Consider the following 14,374-nt stretch of genomic DNA (forward strand, 5'->3'; position numbering starts at 1 on the left):
AGAAAAATGAGCGAATATTTATCAATTCAACACATTCAAAAACAGTTTGATGCATTTACAGCGTTAAAAGATATTTCTTTTACTGTGAACAAAAATGAGTTTGTTTGTTTATTAGGCCCGAGTGGCTGTGGGAAAACGACGTTGCTTCGCATTTTAGCGGGACTAGAGGAACCAACGACTGGCAGTATAGCTGTGAATGGAAAAGATATTACAGCATTGCCTCCTGGAAAGAGAAACTTCGGAATGGTTTTCCAATCGTATGCTTTATTTCCGAATTTAACAGCACTTGAAAATATTGAATACGGCTTAAAGACAAAAAAATATGGGAAAGCAGAAGTGAAAGAGAAAGCGCTAGATGCGTTAAAACTTGTAGATTTGCTGAATGTAAAAGATAAATATCCTGCTCAAATGTCTGGTGGACAACAGCAGCGAGTAGCACTTGCACGTGCGCTCGCTCTGTCTCCAGATATTTTGTTACTCGATGAGCCGTTATCAGCTTTAGATGCAAAAGTGCGTGAAAAATTACGTAGGGAAATGCGTGATATGCAAGAGAAAATAGGAGTAACGACGATTATGGTAACGCATGATCAAGAAGAGGCATTAACGATGGCTGATAAAATTGTTGTAATGAATCATGCGGAAATTATGCAGATTGGAACACCAGAGGAGATTTATCAAAGACCAGCCAATCCGTTTGTGGCAGATTTTATTGGTTCTATTAATTTCTTTTCGAAAAATAACGAAGAACATGCAATTCGTCCTGAACATGTAACAATTGTACAAAAGGACGGTATTAAAACAGTTGTGGAAAGTATGGAATTTCGCGGATCTGTATATCGGACGGAAGTGCGAGTCTTAGAAGAAAACACACACCTTTATAATGAGAAAATTGTAGTGGATATATTAGCATCAGAAGTAGAAGCAACGGCTATTAGAAAAGGAAAGCCGATTCAAATCTCTTTCTCAGAAAATCATATGTTGTCATATGGAAAGAAGGTCATTGTATAGATGGAGATGTTAGAAAACTATAAGGTAGAAAGTACGAAAAAAAAGATTAAGAGAAGTATAGGGAAAGAGGAATGGATCCAACGGCTCGTAATTATCGGTATGATTTTTTCTTTCCTTATCATACTTGTATTACCGCTATTACAACTATTTACACAGGCTTTTTATAATAAAGATGGAGTTTTCGTTGGTTTAGCGAATTTCAGTAAATATTTCACAACACCAACTTTAGTGCAGTCTTTACAAAATACAGTATGGATTTCGGGCGCAACAACAATTATTTCAGTTGCAATCGCATTCGTTTACGCATATGCAATTGCCCGTACGAATGTTTTTGGAAAGCGTGTATTTCAGTATGTAGCGTTATTACCATTGTTCGCACCAACGATGATGCACGGTATAGCACTTACATATTTATTTGGTAATCAAGGGCTAGTAACGAAAGGAATGTTTGGTTTATTTGAAGGTATACAAATCCCTTTATATGGACCAATAGGAATTGTAATAGCTGAAGTTATGTATACATTTCCACAAGCCTTTCTTATATTGCTAATTGCCTTCCAAGGATCTGATTATCGTTTATATGAAGCTTCTAATATGTTAGGGGCGAGTAAAACAAAGCAATTTTTCACGGTTACTTTACCTAGTGTAAAGTACGGATTAATTAGTGCAATGTTTGTTGTGTTTACACTTAGTTTTACTGATTTTGGGGCACCAAAAATTGTTGGTGGTCAATATAATGTGCTTGCTACTGACGTATACAAACAAGTAATTGGACAGCAAAATATGCCGATGGGTGCAACTGTCGGAATGATTTTATTAATCCCAGCTATATTCGCATTTGTAGTTGATCGTATTACGCAAAGAAAGCAGGCGAATTTCTTATCTTCAAAAGCAGTACCATACAGAATAATAGCTAATAAGAAAAGAGATGTAATCTCATTCATATATTGTAGTGTGATTACACTTATGATCATTCTATTATTTGTTGCAGTTGGTATTGCTGCAAGTGTGAAAGTATGGCCATATAATATGAGTTTTACATTTGAGCATTTTAATTTTTCAAGTTTAACAGGAGATGGACTTGAAGCATTTAAAAATAGCGTAATTGTTTCAGCAGTTACAGCAGTTATTGGGGCGATTTTAACATTTGTATTCGCATATGCAATTGAGAAAATAGACCAGCTACAATTTTTCAGAAAAACAGGTTACTTTTTCTCTATAGTGCCGTTAGCGATACCAGGTTTAGTACTCGGATTAGGATATGTCTTTTTCTTTAGTCAACCAACGATTCAAATTCTTGGACTATCAGTAACGAATCCGTTTCATTCTTTATACGGAACAATTGCTGTATTAGTACTAGTAAATATCATTCATTTTTATTCTGTAACATTTGTCACGGCAACGACTGCCTTAAAGAAATTAGACCGAGAGTTTGAGCTTGTTTCGCAGTCGATGGGTATTCCGTTTTATAAAACATTCTTCCGAGTAACAGTACCAATGTGTTTACCAGCAATTTTAGAAATGGTCATGTACTATTTCGTAAATTCGATGGTAACTGTGTCAGCGGTTGTATTCTTATACGCAGCTGACTTTAAACTAGCGGCCGTATCAATCGTAAATATGGATGATGCAGGAAATGTAGCGCCAGCAGCTGCAATGAGTGTACTTATTGTTGTTACAAATATTGTAGTAAGAGTTGTATATGAATGGGGAACGAAAGCACTTCGTAACCGAACGTCACAATGGCAAAAAAGATAAGTGAGAAGGGTGATGGATTGAATGAAAATAGAAGCAGTTATTTTTGATTGGGCAGGTACGACAGTTGATTACGGATGTTTTGCACCGCTAGAAGTATTCATGAAGATTTTTCAAAAACGTGGCGTTGAAATTACAGCAGCAGAAGCACGTAAGCCAATGGGATTATTAAAAATAGATCATGTAAGGGCACTAACAGAAATGCCTCGTATTGCGGATGAGTGGAAGCGTGTCTTCGGTCAATTACCAACAGAAGCAGACATCCATGAGATGTATGAAGAGTTTGAAGAAATTCTCTTTTCTATTTTACCAAGTTATGCTACGCCGATTGATGAGGTAAAAGAAGTAATCGCTTCTTTACGTGAGAGAGGCATTAAAATCGGTTCAACAACGGGCTATACGAGAGAAATGATGGAAATTGTAGCAAAGGAAGCAGCGTTACAAGGATATAAACCTGATTTTCTTGTTACGCCAGATGATGTTCCAGCAGGCCGCCCATACCCATGGATGTGCTATAAAAATGCAATGGAACTTGGTGTGTATCCGATGAACCATATGATAAAGGTAGGGGACACAGTATCAGATATGAAAGAAGGTAGAAATGCTGGAATGTGGACAGTTGGTGTAATTCTTGGAAGTAGTGAGCTCGGTTTAACGGAAGAGGAAGTGGAGAGTATGGATTCGGTAGAGCTTCGTGAAAAAATAGAAATAGTTCGTAATCGGTTTGTTGAAAATGGGGCTCATTTTACGATTGAAACGATGCAGGAGCTCGAAAACGTAATGGAACATATCGAGAAACAAGAACTTATTATTTCATAAAAGGGGTACGGGATCATGAATGAAAATCACTACTTATTATTAACACCAGGACCATTAACGACAACAAAATCAGTAAAAGAAGTTATGCTATACGATTGGTGTACGTGGGATGTTGAATATAATACGATGGTGCAAGAAGTAAGAGCTAAACTTGTATCGTTAGCGACGAAGGAAGAAGAGAAATATACAACAGTGTTAATGCAAGGAAGCGGTACGTTTTCAGTTGAAGCAGTAATTGGCTCTGTTATTCAGGGAAATGGGAAGCTTCTCGTTTGTACAAATGGTGCGTACGGTAAGCGCATTGTACAAATGGCAGAGATGTTACAGATTGATGTAGTGGTCAGCCAAACAGAAGAGTGGGAACCTACTAATATTGTAGAAGTAGAAAAGTTATTGGAAGAAGATAAAGAGATTACGCATATTGCAGTTGTTCATTGTGAAACAACGACAGGCATTATAAATCCAATTGTAGATGTATGTAAATTAGGAAAGCAGTATGGAAAGGTTACAATTGTTGATGCGATGAGTAGTTTCGGCGGGATTGAAATAGACATTGCTGATTTACAAATTGATTTTTTAATTAGTAGTGCGAATAAGTGTATTCAAGGGGTTCCTGGATTCGGATTTGTAATCGCAAAACGTGATGAATTATTGAAGTGTAAAGGGCAAGGACGCTCTTTATCTCTTGATTTATATGATCAGTGGGAAACGATGGAAAAACAAAATGGGAAATGGCGTTTTACTTCACCTACACATGTTGTACATGCTTTTTATCAAGCGCTACTTGAGTTAGAAAAAGAAGGTGGAGTAAGAGCACGTTACAATCGATATTACAACAATCAAAAACTACTAGTGAATAGAATGGGAGAAATCGGATTTAAGCCACTAGTAGATGAGAAATATCAATCTCCTATTATTACATCTTTCATTTATCCAAAAGGGGAGTTCGAGTTTCAACAGTTATATAACGAATTAAAATGCTATGGATTTGTTATTTACCCTGGGAAAATTTCGAAAGTAGATACGTTCCGGATTGGAAATATAGGTGATGTACATGAAGAAGATATTAATCGCTTAGTTGATAGTATTGCTAAAGGAGCTGTTATTGGGTGAAAGTATTTTGTTTAGGTGGAGCAGGTAAAATTTGTCGTGAAGCTATTTTGGATTTAATTCAATTTTCATCTTTTGAGACGATTACTGTAGCCGATTTTAACGAGGAAGAAGGCCGTAAAGTAGTAGAATGGCTCAACGATCCTCGTGTTGATTTTGTAAAAGTAGATGTAACGAATCACGAGGATACGGTTGCAAAAATGAAAGGTTATGACATTGTATTGGATGGTACGACGATAAAGCTAAACGGATTGTCGACTCGCTGTATTGCAGAAGCAGGCTGCCACGGTGTGAACTTAAATGGATTTGGTGAAGAAAATGAATCGCATGCTATATTTGTTCAAAATGAAAAAACATGTTTGCCTGGGTTTGGCATGACGCCAGGTGTAACGCAAATGATGGCAATGCATGCAGCAAATCAACTGGATACTGTAGAGTCTGTCCGCGTAAGTCACGGTTCGTATCGTCCGATTGCTTTTTCTGCTTCAATTACAGAGACAACGACATATGAATATGATCCACATTTACCATCGCGTACAGTGTATGAAGATGGTGAATTTAAACAAGTACTTCCGTTTGCGCGTCCGAGAGAAATAGAATTGCCAGCGCCTTATGGTAAGGAAACGCAGTATATCATTCCGCATTCTGAAACGATTACGTTAGCAAAGGCACTAGAAAATAAAGGTGTCAAACTGATAGAGACGAGAGGAACTTGGCCGAAGCAAAATATGCAACTTGTACGTGCTTTATATGATTACGGCATATTGCGTAATGATCAGATTGAAATAAACGGGAAAGAAATAGGCATTATGGATTGTATTTCGCAGTATTTATTGCAATCGAAAGAAGGACAAGAAACAGAGCTTTATGGTTATGCACTTCATGTAGAAGTAATAGGTATGAAAAATAATGAGAAGCAAAGACATGTGTTATATCATACACATCCGTTATCTGATGGTTCTGTTGTAGGATGGGAAAAATTAAGGGCGTATACGAGAAACGTCGGTATTCCATTTGGGATTGCTGCAGAGTTAATTGCAACTGGAAATGTAAGTAGGGTGGGTGTTGTTACGCCTGAAGAAGCTTTTGAAAATCCACAATTAATTTTTGATGAACTAGCAAAGCGCGGTATTCATATTCATGAAGAAGTTTCTACTTATAAAGAAAATTATAACTTTGTATAAGCAAGGAAGCTTATGAGGGAGATATAAATGAGGTGAATCTATGTCTGTAGTAGGAGAAGAAAGAAAGCGAACCATTCTTGAAAAGGTAGAATTTAAAGGAAAAGTAAAGGTTTCAGAATTAGCGAGAGAATTTGCTGTATCAACAGAAACGATTCGTCGATATTTAGAAGAATTAGATCGTGAAAAGAAGCTGAAAAAAGTGTATGGTGGAGCTGTTCAACTTCCAGGCGCTGGGGTAGAGGCGCCAATGTTAGAAAGAGAAATGTTACATATAGAAGAGAAGAAAAGAATTGGTTATAAAGCAGCGACATTTGTAGAAGATGGTGATGTCATTGCAATTGATGATGGAAGTACACCGCTTCAAATGGTTCCATACCTTGTTCATCGTAAAAACTTAACGATTGTAACAAGTTCATTTCCAGTCGCAACACAATTAATTTCTTCTATTAATAAAAAGATGTTTCACGGTGAAGTTTTATTTATAGGTGGAAAAGTATCTCCAAAGCATTCGCGTGTATCAGGGTCTATTTCTCAGCAAGTAATACAGCAATTCCATTTTCATAAAGCGTTCGTTTCGATTGATGGGTTATTACCTAGTTTTGGAGTTTCCAGCTTTGAATTAGAGAAAGCGAAATTGTCAGAGGCGATGATGAAATTAGCTGAGAAGACATATATTTTATGTGATCATACGAAGGTAGGCGTGAAAGGGAATTATCGTATAGCAGCATTTTCACGTATTCAACATGTAATTTGTGATAAAAAAATGCCATATAGTTTTGAAGAAGAACTTATGAAGCATAATATTCAGTGGACAGTTTGTTAAATAAAGTGAAAGTGCCTAAACTCCCGCCTAATTTTTAGGAGGGAGTTTTATTGTCTGCAAATCGTAAAATAAAAGATTTGCATTTATGCAAAAAGTGGACACATTTTCTCATCTCTTTCATATAATTTACCAATACAAAAAAAGTTGGTCGAAGGAAAGAAGGGAGAACATGTCAGAACGAATATATAATAAACTTGTATTGTACGCGAATATTTTGCAAAAAATTGGTGTCATCAATGAGAAGGAAAAAAGTGAAATTCTTCATACGATAGGTAAAAAAGCCCTTTGAATAAAGGGCTTTTTATTTTTTATCTTTAAAAATATAAATTTAATGTAATATTCTCATTGACAATGATAATGATATTCATTATCATTTATTTGTGGGTAATTGATAAGGGTTATCAATTATAAAAATTGTATATGATAGGGGATATTATTTTGAAAAAAAATTATATGAAGGCGCTAGTAGTAGCGACAACATTAGCAATTCCATTTGCTACGTATTCTACTCCAGCATTAGCGGCATTAAAAGTTGAAGCAAATCAATCGGTAGCAGCAGCGAGTGATCGCACGTATGATACTGAAATTAAAATATATAAGGACCAAAAAGACGAGCCATCTATGGTTTCTCAATATATAAAAGATCCTAAAGTAACGATTGCAGCTGGCAAAAAAATTGTCACTGTAACAATGCAAGATAGCGATTATTTTCAATATCTTAGAATAGAAGATAAAAACCAGCCTGGTGTATTTCATGATGTGAAGGTTTTGTCAGAAGATAAGAGGAAGAATGGAACGAAAGTAGTTCAATTTGAAATTGGCGAGTTTGAGAAGAAGCACAATATGCAAATGCATATACTTATTCCAGCTATTGGATATGATCACAAATATCAAGTTCAATTTGAAATTAAAGATCCAACTGTAGGTAACAAAGAAACAGAGAAACCAGATGATAACTCTAATTCAGGAAATACGGAAACGGATAATCCAGTTGATAATCAAAATATGATAACAGATAACAAATTAAGAGAGCTTGTTAATAAAAAAGTATTTAATAGAAAAGATTTAAATACACCAATTACGAAAGAAGATTTATTACAAGTAAAGGATTTGTTTTTAAATACAAATGAGATACTTGATTATAGTGCATTAAAATATATGCCAAATTTAAAATCTTTAACAGTTGCGAATGCGAAGATAAAAGACCCGTCGTTCTTTGCGAACTTAAAGCAATTAAATCATTTAGCTTTGCGTGGTAATGAATTTGCAGATGTAACGCCACTTGTTAAGATGGATAATTTAGAATCTCTTGATTTAAGTAATAATAAAATTACAAACGTTGCACCACTAACTGAAATGAAAAATGTAAAAAGTTTATATCTATCAGGCAACCAAATAGAAGATGTAACAGCATTAGCGAAAATGGAACAACTAGATTACTTGAATTTAGCAAATAATAAAATTAAGAACGTTGCTCCATTAAGCGCTTTAAAAAATGTAACATACTTAACTTTAGCAGGTAATCAAATTGAAGATATTAAAGCGTTATATTCATTACCTTTAACAGACTTAGTATTAACACGTAATAAAGTTAAAGATTTATCTGGCATTGAGCAAATGAAGCAATTAGAAGAATTGTGGATCGGGAAAAATGAAATAAAAGATGTTACTCCTCTAAGTAAGATGACACAGTTAAAACAATTACACTTACCTAACAATGAGTTAAAGGATATTACTCCATTATCAAGTTTAGTAAACTTACAAAAGCTTGATTTAGAAGCGAATTATATTTCAGACTTATCACCAGTTAGTAATTTAAAAAAATTAGTATTTCTAAGTTTTGTTGCAAATGAAATCCGTGATGTCCGACCAGTTATAGAACTAAGTAAGACGGCTTATATTAATGTCCAAAATCAAAAAGTATTTTTAGAGGAAACAGAAGTAAATAAAGAAGTAAAAGTACCTATATATGAAAAAGATGGTGAGATTTCTACGAAAATCCGTCTGAAGAGCGATAATGGTACGTATAGTAATGGTGTAGTGAAATGGAGTACACCAGGTGAGAAAGTATATGAATTTGGTGTGAAAGATCCATTCGCGGATACAGGAATCTTCTTTACAGGATCTGTTATTCAAAATGTAGTAGAAAGTAAAGACGGTAATACATCTAAAGAAGATGAGAAAACAGAAGTGGTAGAATTTAAAGATGTACCAAAGGGACATTGGTCAGAAGAAGCAATTAATTACTTAGCGAAAGAAAAATTATTTATAGGCTATGGAAATGGTGAATTTGGATTTGGTGATAACATTACTCGTGGACAAGTAGCACTTCTAATACAAAGGTATTTAAAATTAGAAAATAATCTAGAACAAAAAACGGCATTTACAGATACGAAAGGAAATATGTATGAAACGGCTATTGATGCAGTGGTTCAAGCTGGAATTATGACAGGCTATGGAAATGGTATGTTCCGTCCAGATGGAGTATTAACTCGATATGAAATGTCAGTAGTACTACAAAGAGTATTTCAGTTAAAAGAAAATGAAAATAGTGCAGAGAATTTTAAAGATGTACCAAATGGCCATTGGGCGAAAGGATATGTGAAAGCTTTAGTGGATAATAAAATATCAAAAGGCGACGGGGAAGGGAATTTTTTAGGAGATAATTTCGTAACACGTGAACAATACGCACAGTTTTTGTATAATGCAATAAAGAAATGAAGTGAAACTTTATTCAGTGGGGGTTTTGTTCATTCCCTACTGATTAGTAGCCCTCACCAATCGGGCTGCCCGTTAATGCGGAATAAAAAATGAGGAAAATACGCTATTCTTTAATTAAAGAATAGCGTATTTTTTATGTGCAAAATGAAATAGATAGGAGTATAGACATATGAATAGCCTATTTTAAAGAAGAACCACGAAACTATATTGACAAAAAAGCGTTCTCATGTGATAATTCAATTAAATTTTTAGAATAATCAAAAAATATTCCTTTTACATAGAAAGGATTCGAACCTTATATGAATATTATGTCGGGGGTGACGAAATGTTATTTTTTCTGAAGAAATGGAATGAATTAAAAGATGTGAAATCTGAATTGGCACTTCGTGATTGGTTTTATGGTACCAAAATTAGCTTATCGCTATGTACGTCAAAAGAGCCGTTAACATTTTTAGTAAATGTTGAGGGAAGAGATAAAGGGCTATTTTCGGAAGAAGATTTTATTGTCGTAAATTGCATGTGCGAGTCAGTATTTGAAAATGAAGAAAAACCAGCTGCAGAGTCATTTATGCATGCGGATATTTATAAAAAAAGTAGTGCAGGATGTATTTTACAAGTGCAGACTGTAGATAGTCATTTAATATCAGAGTTATATGGGGAAGAAGGAGAAGTAACGTTCGATAAACGCAGTGTGGAGCGTGTTTTCGGAAAAGAAGGTATAACAGAAATGACAATTCCAATTGTAGAAGATGAAAAAAAATTCGCTGATTTATTAGAAAGCAATGTTCCGAATTTCATTGAAGGTGGAGGAGTAGTTCTTGTTCATAATTACGGCATGATTGTGTGGGGAAAAACGCCAGAAGAAGCGAAAAAATGGCTAGAGGGTATAGAATATTTAATGAACTATCATGTAAAGTTATTAATGATTAAGGGTGCAAGGAGCTCTGTTATATAAAAATGGATGTGATATGGCTACAAGTTAATAAACAAATGAAAGCGTTTTAAAAATAATTTCACTCATAAAATATAGGTCTCCTTATTATATATAGATTACATGTTGACATGTAAGGAGGAACATATTTTGCGAGTTAAATATCATTTTCTGCCAAAGCAGCAAGTAACATTTTGCAAGATAAATGATTCTGGTGAAGAGGCACTGCAAATGATGAACGAAACGGGATTTCGAGCCATCCCGGTATTAGCAGAAGATGAGAAGAAATTCACGGGGATTATTTATAAAGTAGATTTATTAGAAAAAAAATGCAATAGCGGATTAGAGCATGTAAGTGCAGGGGATATGCTTGATGATTCCAATGCATTTATTTTTGAAAAGGATTCATTCTTCAGAGCTTTTTATGTAATTCGTCGGCTTCCGTTTTTAGCCGTGCTAAATGATTATAATGAATTTGTCGGTATGTTAACGCATTCGAATATATTTGATGTTATTGAAGATTCATTTGGTATGCGAACAGGTGGTTATATATTAACAATTGCAACACAAGATTGTAAGGGAACGATTAAAGAGCTTGGGACATTGTTAAAAGCATATAATATCGGTGGCCTATTTACGTTAGATAACGGTGATCAATATATCCGCCGCGTTATTGTAAATATATCAGATGAGTTAGATGAAACAAGATTAAAGCAATTAATCGGAAAAATAGAGAAAAAAGGATTCAGAGTGAGTCATGTAGATTATATTTAAGTTAAAAAAAGTACCTATCTGTTATATACAGATAGGTACTTTTTTGTCCCGCCATTTGTGGGCAGTAAAATCCGAGCCTCAAAATTCAGCGCAAGTAAAGAAGTTAAGTGGGGGGACGGATTGCCCATAAAAGCCCAATTGGTGAGGGCTGATTAAAGTTTCACTTTATGTGAGTAATGAACTTTATTTTGAAACAGGGGGCGGGGATAATGCTAGATCAGATAAGAAAATAAAGTCTGCATGCTCACGAATTTTAGGGATAGAAGTTTCAATAACGCGTGATGTAATTTCACCTGGAGGGCCCACATGCCCGATAGCTACCATAATAGGTTTTTCTTGAATTTTTTTGATGAGTAATTGGGCTTGTTTTGAAATATGTCCTGCTGTATACACATCATCAAAAAATAGTTGGTTTTCAATAATAGGAACTCCTAATTCTTTTCCGATTTTTGGGACGACACTATTAGGATTCGTTTTACTATCTAAGTAAAATAAACCGTGTTTTTTACAAGCAGCAAGTATAAGGCGAACAATTCTTTCATCCGCTGTTACTTTTGACCCCATATGATTGTTCATTCCAATTGCATGCGGTACTTCTTGAATCGCTTGTTCAAGTCGGTTGTTTATTTCTTCATCGCTTAAATCAGTTGTAATTGCTTTCGGCCCAAGCCATTCTTTTTTACCTTTTATAGGTTCCATTGGCATATGTATAATAACTTCATGGCCTTTCTTATGGGCAGCTATTGCATCTTCTTTTGTGGAAGGAAGAAAAGGCATAACAGCAACAGTGAGTGGAATGGGAAGTGATAACATTTGATTAGTCCCCTTCATATTATTTCCGAAATCATCAATGACAATAGCAACTTTATTCGTATGAGCATTTGCTTGAATAGGAAATAAGAAGGACGGTAAAAACAAAACAATGATGAATAATGCAATCGTATATTTTCGCATATAAATATTTCCTTTCTATTGTTATCCCGCTATTTGTGGGGAGTAAGACTCCCACCTCAACATTGGGCTGGATAGGTGGGAGATTCACTGCCTACCCGATTGGTGAATGCTAATAATCAGTGGGGGCTGAACAAAAAACACTGATTAAAGTTTCACTTTATCAATCATCATTATGTTTTGCTTTTTTATATAAATTAAACAAAAAATGTCGAAGAAAAGTAGGTGGAAAATTAAGAATCCACGGTTTACGTAGCATTTATAAAAAAACAAGATGAAAAAAATGTCTATTATTGCGAATGTATTTACAAAGATAGAATAATTTGTAATAATTCTCAAAGTGAGGGTAAAGATTTGTAAATTACAGGGAGAAAATGTTAAAATTTCTGATTCTTCAAATTTGCATATGATTAAGTAGTTAAAAAAGTCAATGGAGAAGTGAAGTTAAGAGCATGGAAGTATAATAAGGGGGATATGGATGTTTACTGTAAAAAGGAAGTACACATTAGAAAAGCTTTCACGTGATATTCATATGAAACGTGAAGAAATGATTCAACTAGGATTAACAAGTGGGCTAAATAGCAGGGAGACAATTCAAGTTAGTCAAGAATTGGACAAGCTTATTTTACAATATCAATGTTATAAAGAAAAACAAACACCGAAATGGTTTTCAATTATAAAAATACCTATTTTCCAAATCGGGTATGAAGGAAAATCAAATAATTTTTGGCGAATGCTTGTGGCTGGTTTTATGAAATAAGTATAATTACCCTTATAGGATAAGGATAATTATACTATGTGTAACGGAATTTCGATATGAACTGTTGTTCCTTCGTTTTCTGTACTGTCAATAAAAATATGCCCATTATACATCTCTACAATTCGTTTACATATGACAAGTCCAAGACCTGTTCCAGTATCTTTATTAGTAAAGAACGGATGAAAGAGGTGTTTTTGAATATGTTGCGGAATCCCTTTTCCAGTATCTATAATCTGCAATTGTGCGTGTGTTTCATTGTTTTTTACTACAATGGTTAGTGTATCACTAGAAGTCATGGCCTCAATTGCATTTTTTGTAATGTTTAAAACCACTTGTTTCATATGGTCTTTCGAACAACGGATATGAACAGGATGGTCTGGCAAATGTAAATGGAATACAATGTTATGTAAATTCGCCTCAGATTGAATAATTAATGCTACCTCATTTAGAATTTTTCTTACATCATACGTTTGTTCGATGATGGCGGTTGGCTTTCCGAGAATAAGAAATTCACTTACAATTTCATTGATTCGCTCTATTTCTTGTTCAATTACGGAAAAGTAGAACTGATCTTGCTCATCTTTATATTTCTCTTTTAATAGAGCGACGAGTCCTTTAATTCCAGTAAGAGGATTACGGATTTCGTGTGCTGTACTCGCTGCAAAAGTTCCAACTAATTCAATTTTTTGTAGTTCATTTTGTTGCCTTTCAATTTTTGTTTGACGTTTTAACAACATATATTGAGCAAGTAAAAATAAAATAGACATTAAAAATAAAGTAGCTATACACTCTATTGCAACCCACTGGTATAAGGTTTTTTGATGAATAGGTAATGGAGAAACAGAGACCTTCCAATTTAATCTTTGGAGTGGGGTAGTAAGCATATTAGAATGCGTATCACTTGTGTCGTTATTATCATCGGTTAGAAAAACTACATCATGTTTATCAGTTACCTCAAAATGGTATTGTGGTTTAATGGCATTTAAAGAAGATGAAATGTAATCAAAGCGTAAACTAGCTAATAATAATCCTGAGAGCTCCTTCTGTTTATTAAATATGGGGGCAGCAATCATAATAGCTTTATGTCCAAGAATGCGATCAGTAATGACTGATGATACAGTGGTTTTTTTAGTTTGGAGCGCGTCTTGAATATATTTACGGTCTGAAACATCTATAGGCTTTGATTCATCTTCAGATGCGATTGTAATGACTCCTTCTGGTGTAGCGTAATATAGACCAGAAAAGCGTGCATCGTTTCCATCTGTATCATGTACAATTTGTTTAATACCATTTATATTACCAGTCTCGGTGCCTACAACTTTTGCAAGCATGTCTAAAGCAGAAATTGCTTCACCAAGATGATGATCCAAATAATCTCTATATAAAAAGAGAACTGTATGAGCAGATAATTTGTTTTCCTGTTTCATTTTATATGTATGATACGAATAAAATGTAGCACCAATCCCTATTGTCGGTAGGATAACAAGCAATATATATACAATTATGCTTTGGAATTTGACTTTCAAATGTGGTACTCC

Annotated in this window: 12 protein-coding genes; 10 read left to right on the forward strand and 2 right to left on the reverse strand. The window is 34.6% G+C overall.

Annotation, left to right across the window (positions count from 1 at the left end; translation table 11 throughout):
- Positions 1 to 6: 6 nt before the first annotated feature.
- From ACX9TM_RS07075 to cbpA, 9 genes are all read left to right on the forward strand, one after another.
- Positions 7 to 1,008, forward strand: coding sequence for a putative 2-aminoethylphosphonate ABC transporter ATP-binding protein (locus ACX9TM_RS07075; protein ID WP_065381899.1), 1,002 nt, complete (start codon positions 7 to 9; stop codon positions 1,006 to 1,008).
- On the forward strand, positions 1,009 to 2,766 hold the full coding sequence (locus tag ACX9TM_RS07080; RefSeq protein ID WP_000425519.1) for a putative 2-aminoethylphosphonate ABC transporter permease subunit: 1,758 nt from the start codon (positions 1,009 to 1,011) through the stop codon (positions 2,764 to 2,766).
- A gap of 21 nt (positions 2,767 to 2,787) precedes the next feature.
- The gene (gene phnX / locus ACX9TM_RS07085) at positions 2,788 to 3,582 is read left to right on the forward strand and encodes a phosphonoacetaldehyde hydrolase (RefSeq protein ID WP_000687397.1); all 795 of its coding nucleotides are present in this window, start codon (positions 2,788 to 2,790) and stop codon (positions 3,580 to 3,582) included.
- A 15-nt stretch (positions 3,583 to 3,597) separates the two neighbouring features.
- Positions 3,598 to 4,695, forward strand: a complete 1,098-nt coding sequence (gene phnW / locus ACX9TM_RS07090) for a 2-aminoethylphosphonate--pyruvate transaminase (RefSeq protein WP_065381900.1) — start codon at positions 3,598 to 3,600, stop codon at positions 4,693 to 4,695.
- Positions 4,692 to 5,876: a saccharopine dehydrogenase family protein gene (locus ACX9TM_RS07095; RefSeq protein WP_000862128.1), complete on the forward strand. Its 1,185-nt coding sequence runs from the start codon at positions 4,692 to 4,694 to the stop codon at positions 5,874 to 5,876. Before phnW ends, ACX9TM_RS07095 begins: the two co-directional genes overlap by 4 nt.
- A 40-nt stretch (positions 5,877 to 5,916) precedes the next feature.
- Positions 5,917 to 6,699 (forward strand): DeoR/GlpR family DNA-binding transcription regulator, encoded by a 783-nt coding sequence (locus ACX9TM_RS07100; RefSeq protein ID WP_000117666.1) that lies wholly within the window; start codon positions 5,917 to 5,919, stop codon positions 6,697 to 6,699.
- Positions 6,700 to 7,119: 420 nt separating this feature from the next.
- Positions 7,120 to 9,420 carry an NEAT domain-containing leucine-rich repeat protein gene (locus tag ACX9TM_RS07105; RefSeq protein WP_025921764.1) on the forward strand — a complete coding sequence of 767 codons (2,301 nt, stop codon included), beginning with the start codon at positions 7,120 to 7,122 and terminating at the stop codon, positions 9,418 to 9,420.
- A 325-nt stretch (positions 9,421 to 9,745) separates the two neighbouring features.
- Positions 9,746 to 10,375, forward strand: coding sequence for a class II aldolase/adducin family protein (locus ACX9TM_RS07110; RefSeq protein ID WP_000896006.1), 630 nt, complete (start codon positions 9,746 to 9,748; stop codon positions 10,373 to 10,375).
- Between the two features lie 126 nt (positions 10,376 to 10,501).
- A complete protein-coding gene (cbpA, locus tag ACX9TM_RS07115; RefSeq protein ID WP_001264208.1) occupies positions 10,502 to 11,125 on the forward strand; it encodes a cyclic di-AMP binding protein CbpA in 624 nt (207 codons plus the stop codon).
- Between the two features lie 183 nt (positions 11,126 to 11,308).
- On the opposite strand, the gene ACX9TM_RS07120 is transcribed toward cbpA, so the two are convergent.
- Complete coding sequence (locus ACX9TM_RS07120) at positions 11,309 to 12,079, reverse strand: divergent polysaccharide deacetylase family protein (protein WP_001234107.1); 771 nt, start codon at positions 12,077 to 12,079, stop codon at positions 11,309 to 11,311.
- A gap of 475 nt (positions 12,080 to 12,554) precedes the next feature.
- Between ACX9TM_RS07120 and ACX9TM_RS07125 the strand changes: the two genes are divergently transcribed.
- Positions 12,555 to 12,836 carry an aspartyl-phosphate phosphatase Spo0E family protein gene (locus tag ACX9TM_RS07125; protein WP_000495536.1) on the forward strand — a complete coding sequence of 94 codons (282 nt, stop codon included), beginning with the start codon at positions 12,555 to 12,557 and terminating at the stop codon, positions 12,834 to 12,836.
- Positions 12,837 to 12,865: 29 nt separating this feature from the next.
- Here ACX9TM_RS07125 and ACX9TM_RS07130 read toward each other — a convergent pair whose 3' ends face one another.
- The gene (locus ACX9TM_RS07130) at positions 12,866 to 14,362 is read right to left on the reverse strand and encodes a DUF3149 domain-containing protein (RefSeq protein ID WP_065381901.1); all 1,497 of its coding nucleotides are present in this window, start codon (positions 14,360 to 14,362) and stop codon (positions 12,866 to 12,868) included.
- Between the last annotated feature and the right edge of the window lie 12 nt (positions 14,363 to 14,374).

The sequence above is a fragment of the Bacillus sp. LH1 genome, from assembly GCF_057924895.1.

Bases quoted from the DNA above. Each gene is read 5' to 3' on its own strand.
- ACX9TM_RS07125 (WP_000495536.1), top strand. From the start codon at position 12,555: ATGTTTACTGTAAAAAGGAAGTACACATTAGAAAAGCTTTCACGTGAT.
- phnW (WP_065381900.1), top strand. From the start codon at position 3,598: ATGAATGAAAATCACTACTTATTATTAACACCAGGACCATTAACGACA.
- ACX9TM_RS07105 (WP_025921764.1), top strand. From the start codon at position 7,120: ATGATAGGGGATATTATTTTGAAAAAAAATTATATGAAGGCGCTAGTA.
- ACX9TM_RS07080 (WP_000425519.1), top strand. From the start codon at position 1,009: ATGGAGATGTTAGAAAACTATAAGGTAGAAAGTACGAAAAAAAAGATT.
- ACX9TM_RS07075 (WP_065381899.1), top strand. From the start codon at position 7: ATGAGCGAATATTTATCAATTCAACACATTCAAAAACAGTTTGATGCA.
- ACX9TM_RS07110 (WP_000896006.1), top strand. From the start codon at position 9,746: ATGTTATTTTTTCTGAAGAAATGGAATGAATTAAAAGATGTGAAATCT.
- phnX (WP_000687397.1), top strand. From the start codon at position 2,788: ATGAAAATAGAAGCAGTTATTTTTGATTGGGCAGGTACGACAGTTGAT.
- ACX9TM_RS07100 (WP_000117666.1), top strand. From the start codon at position 5,917: ATGTCTGTAGTAGGAGAAGAAAGAAAGCGAACCATTCTTGAAAAGGTA.
- ACX9TM_RS07120 (WP_001234107.1), bottom strand. From the start codon at position 12,079: ATGCGAAAATATACGATTGCATTATTCATCATTGTTTTGTTTTTACCG.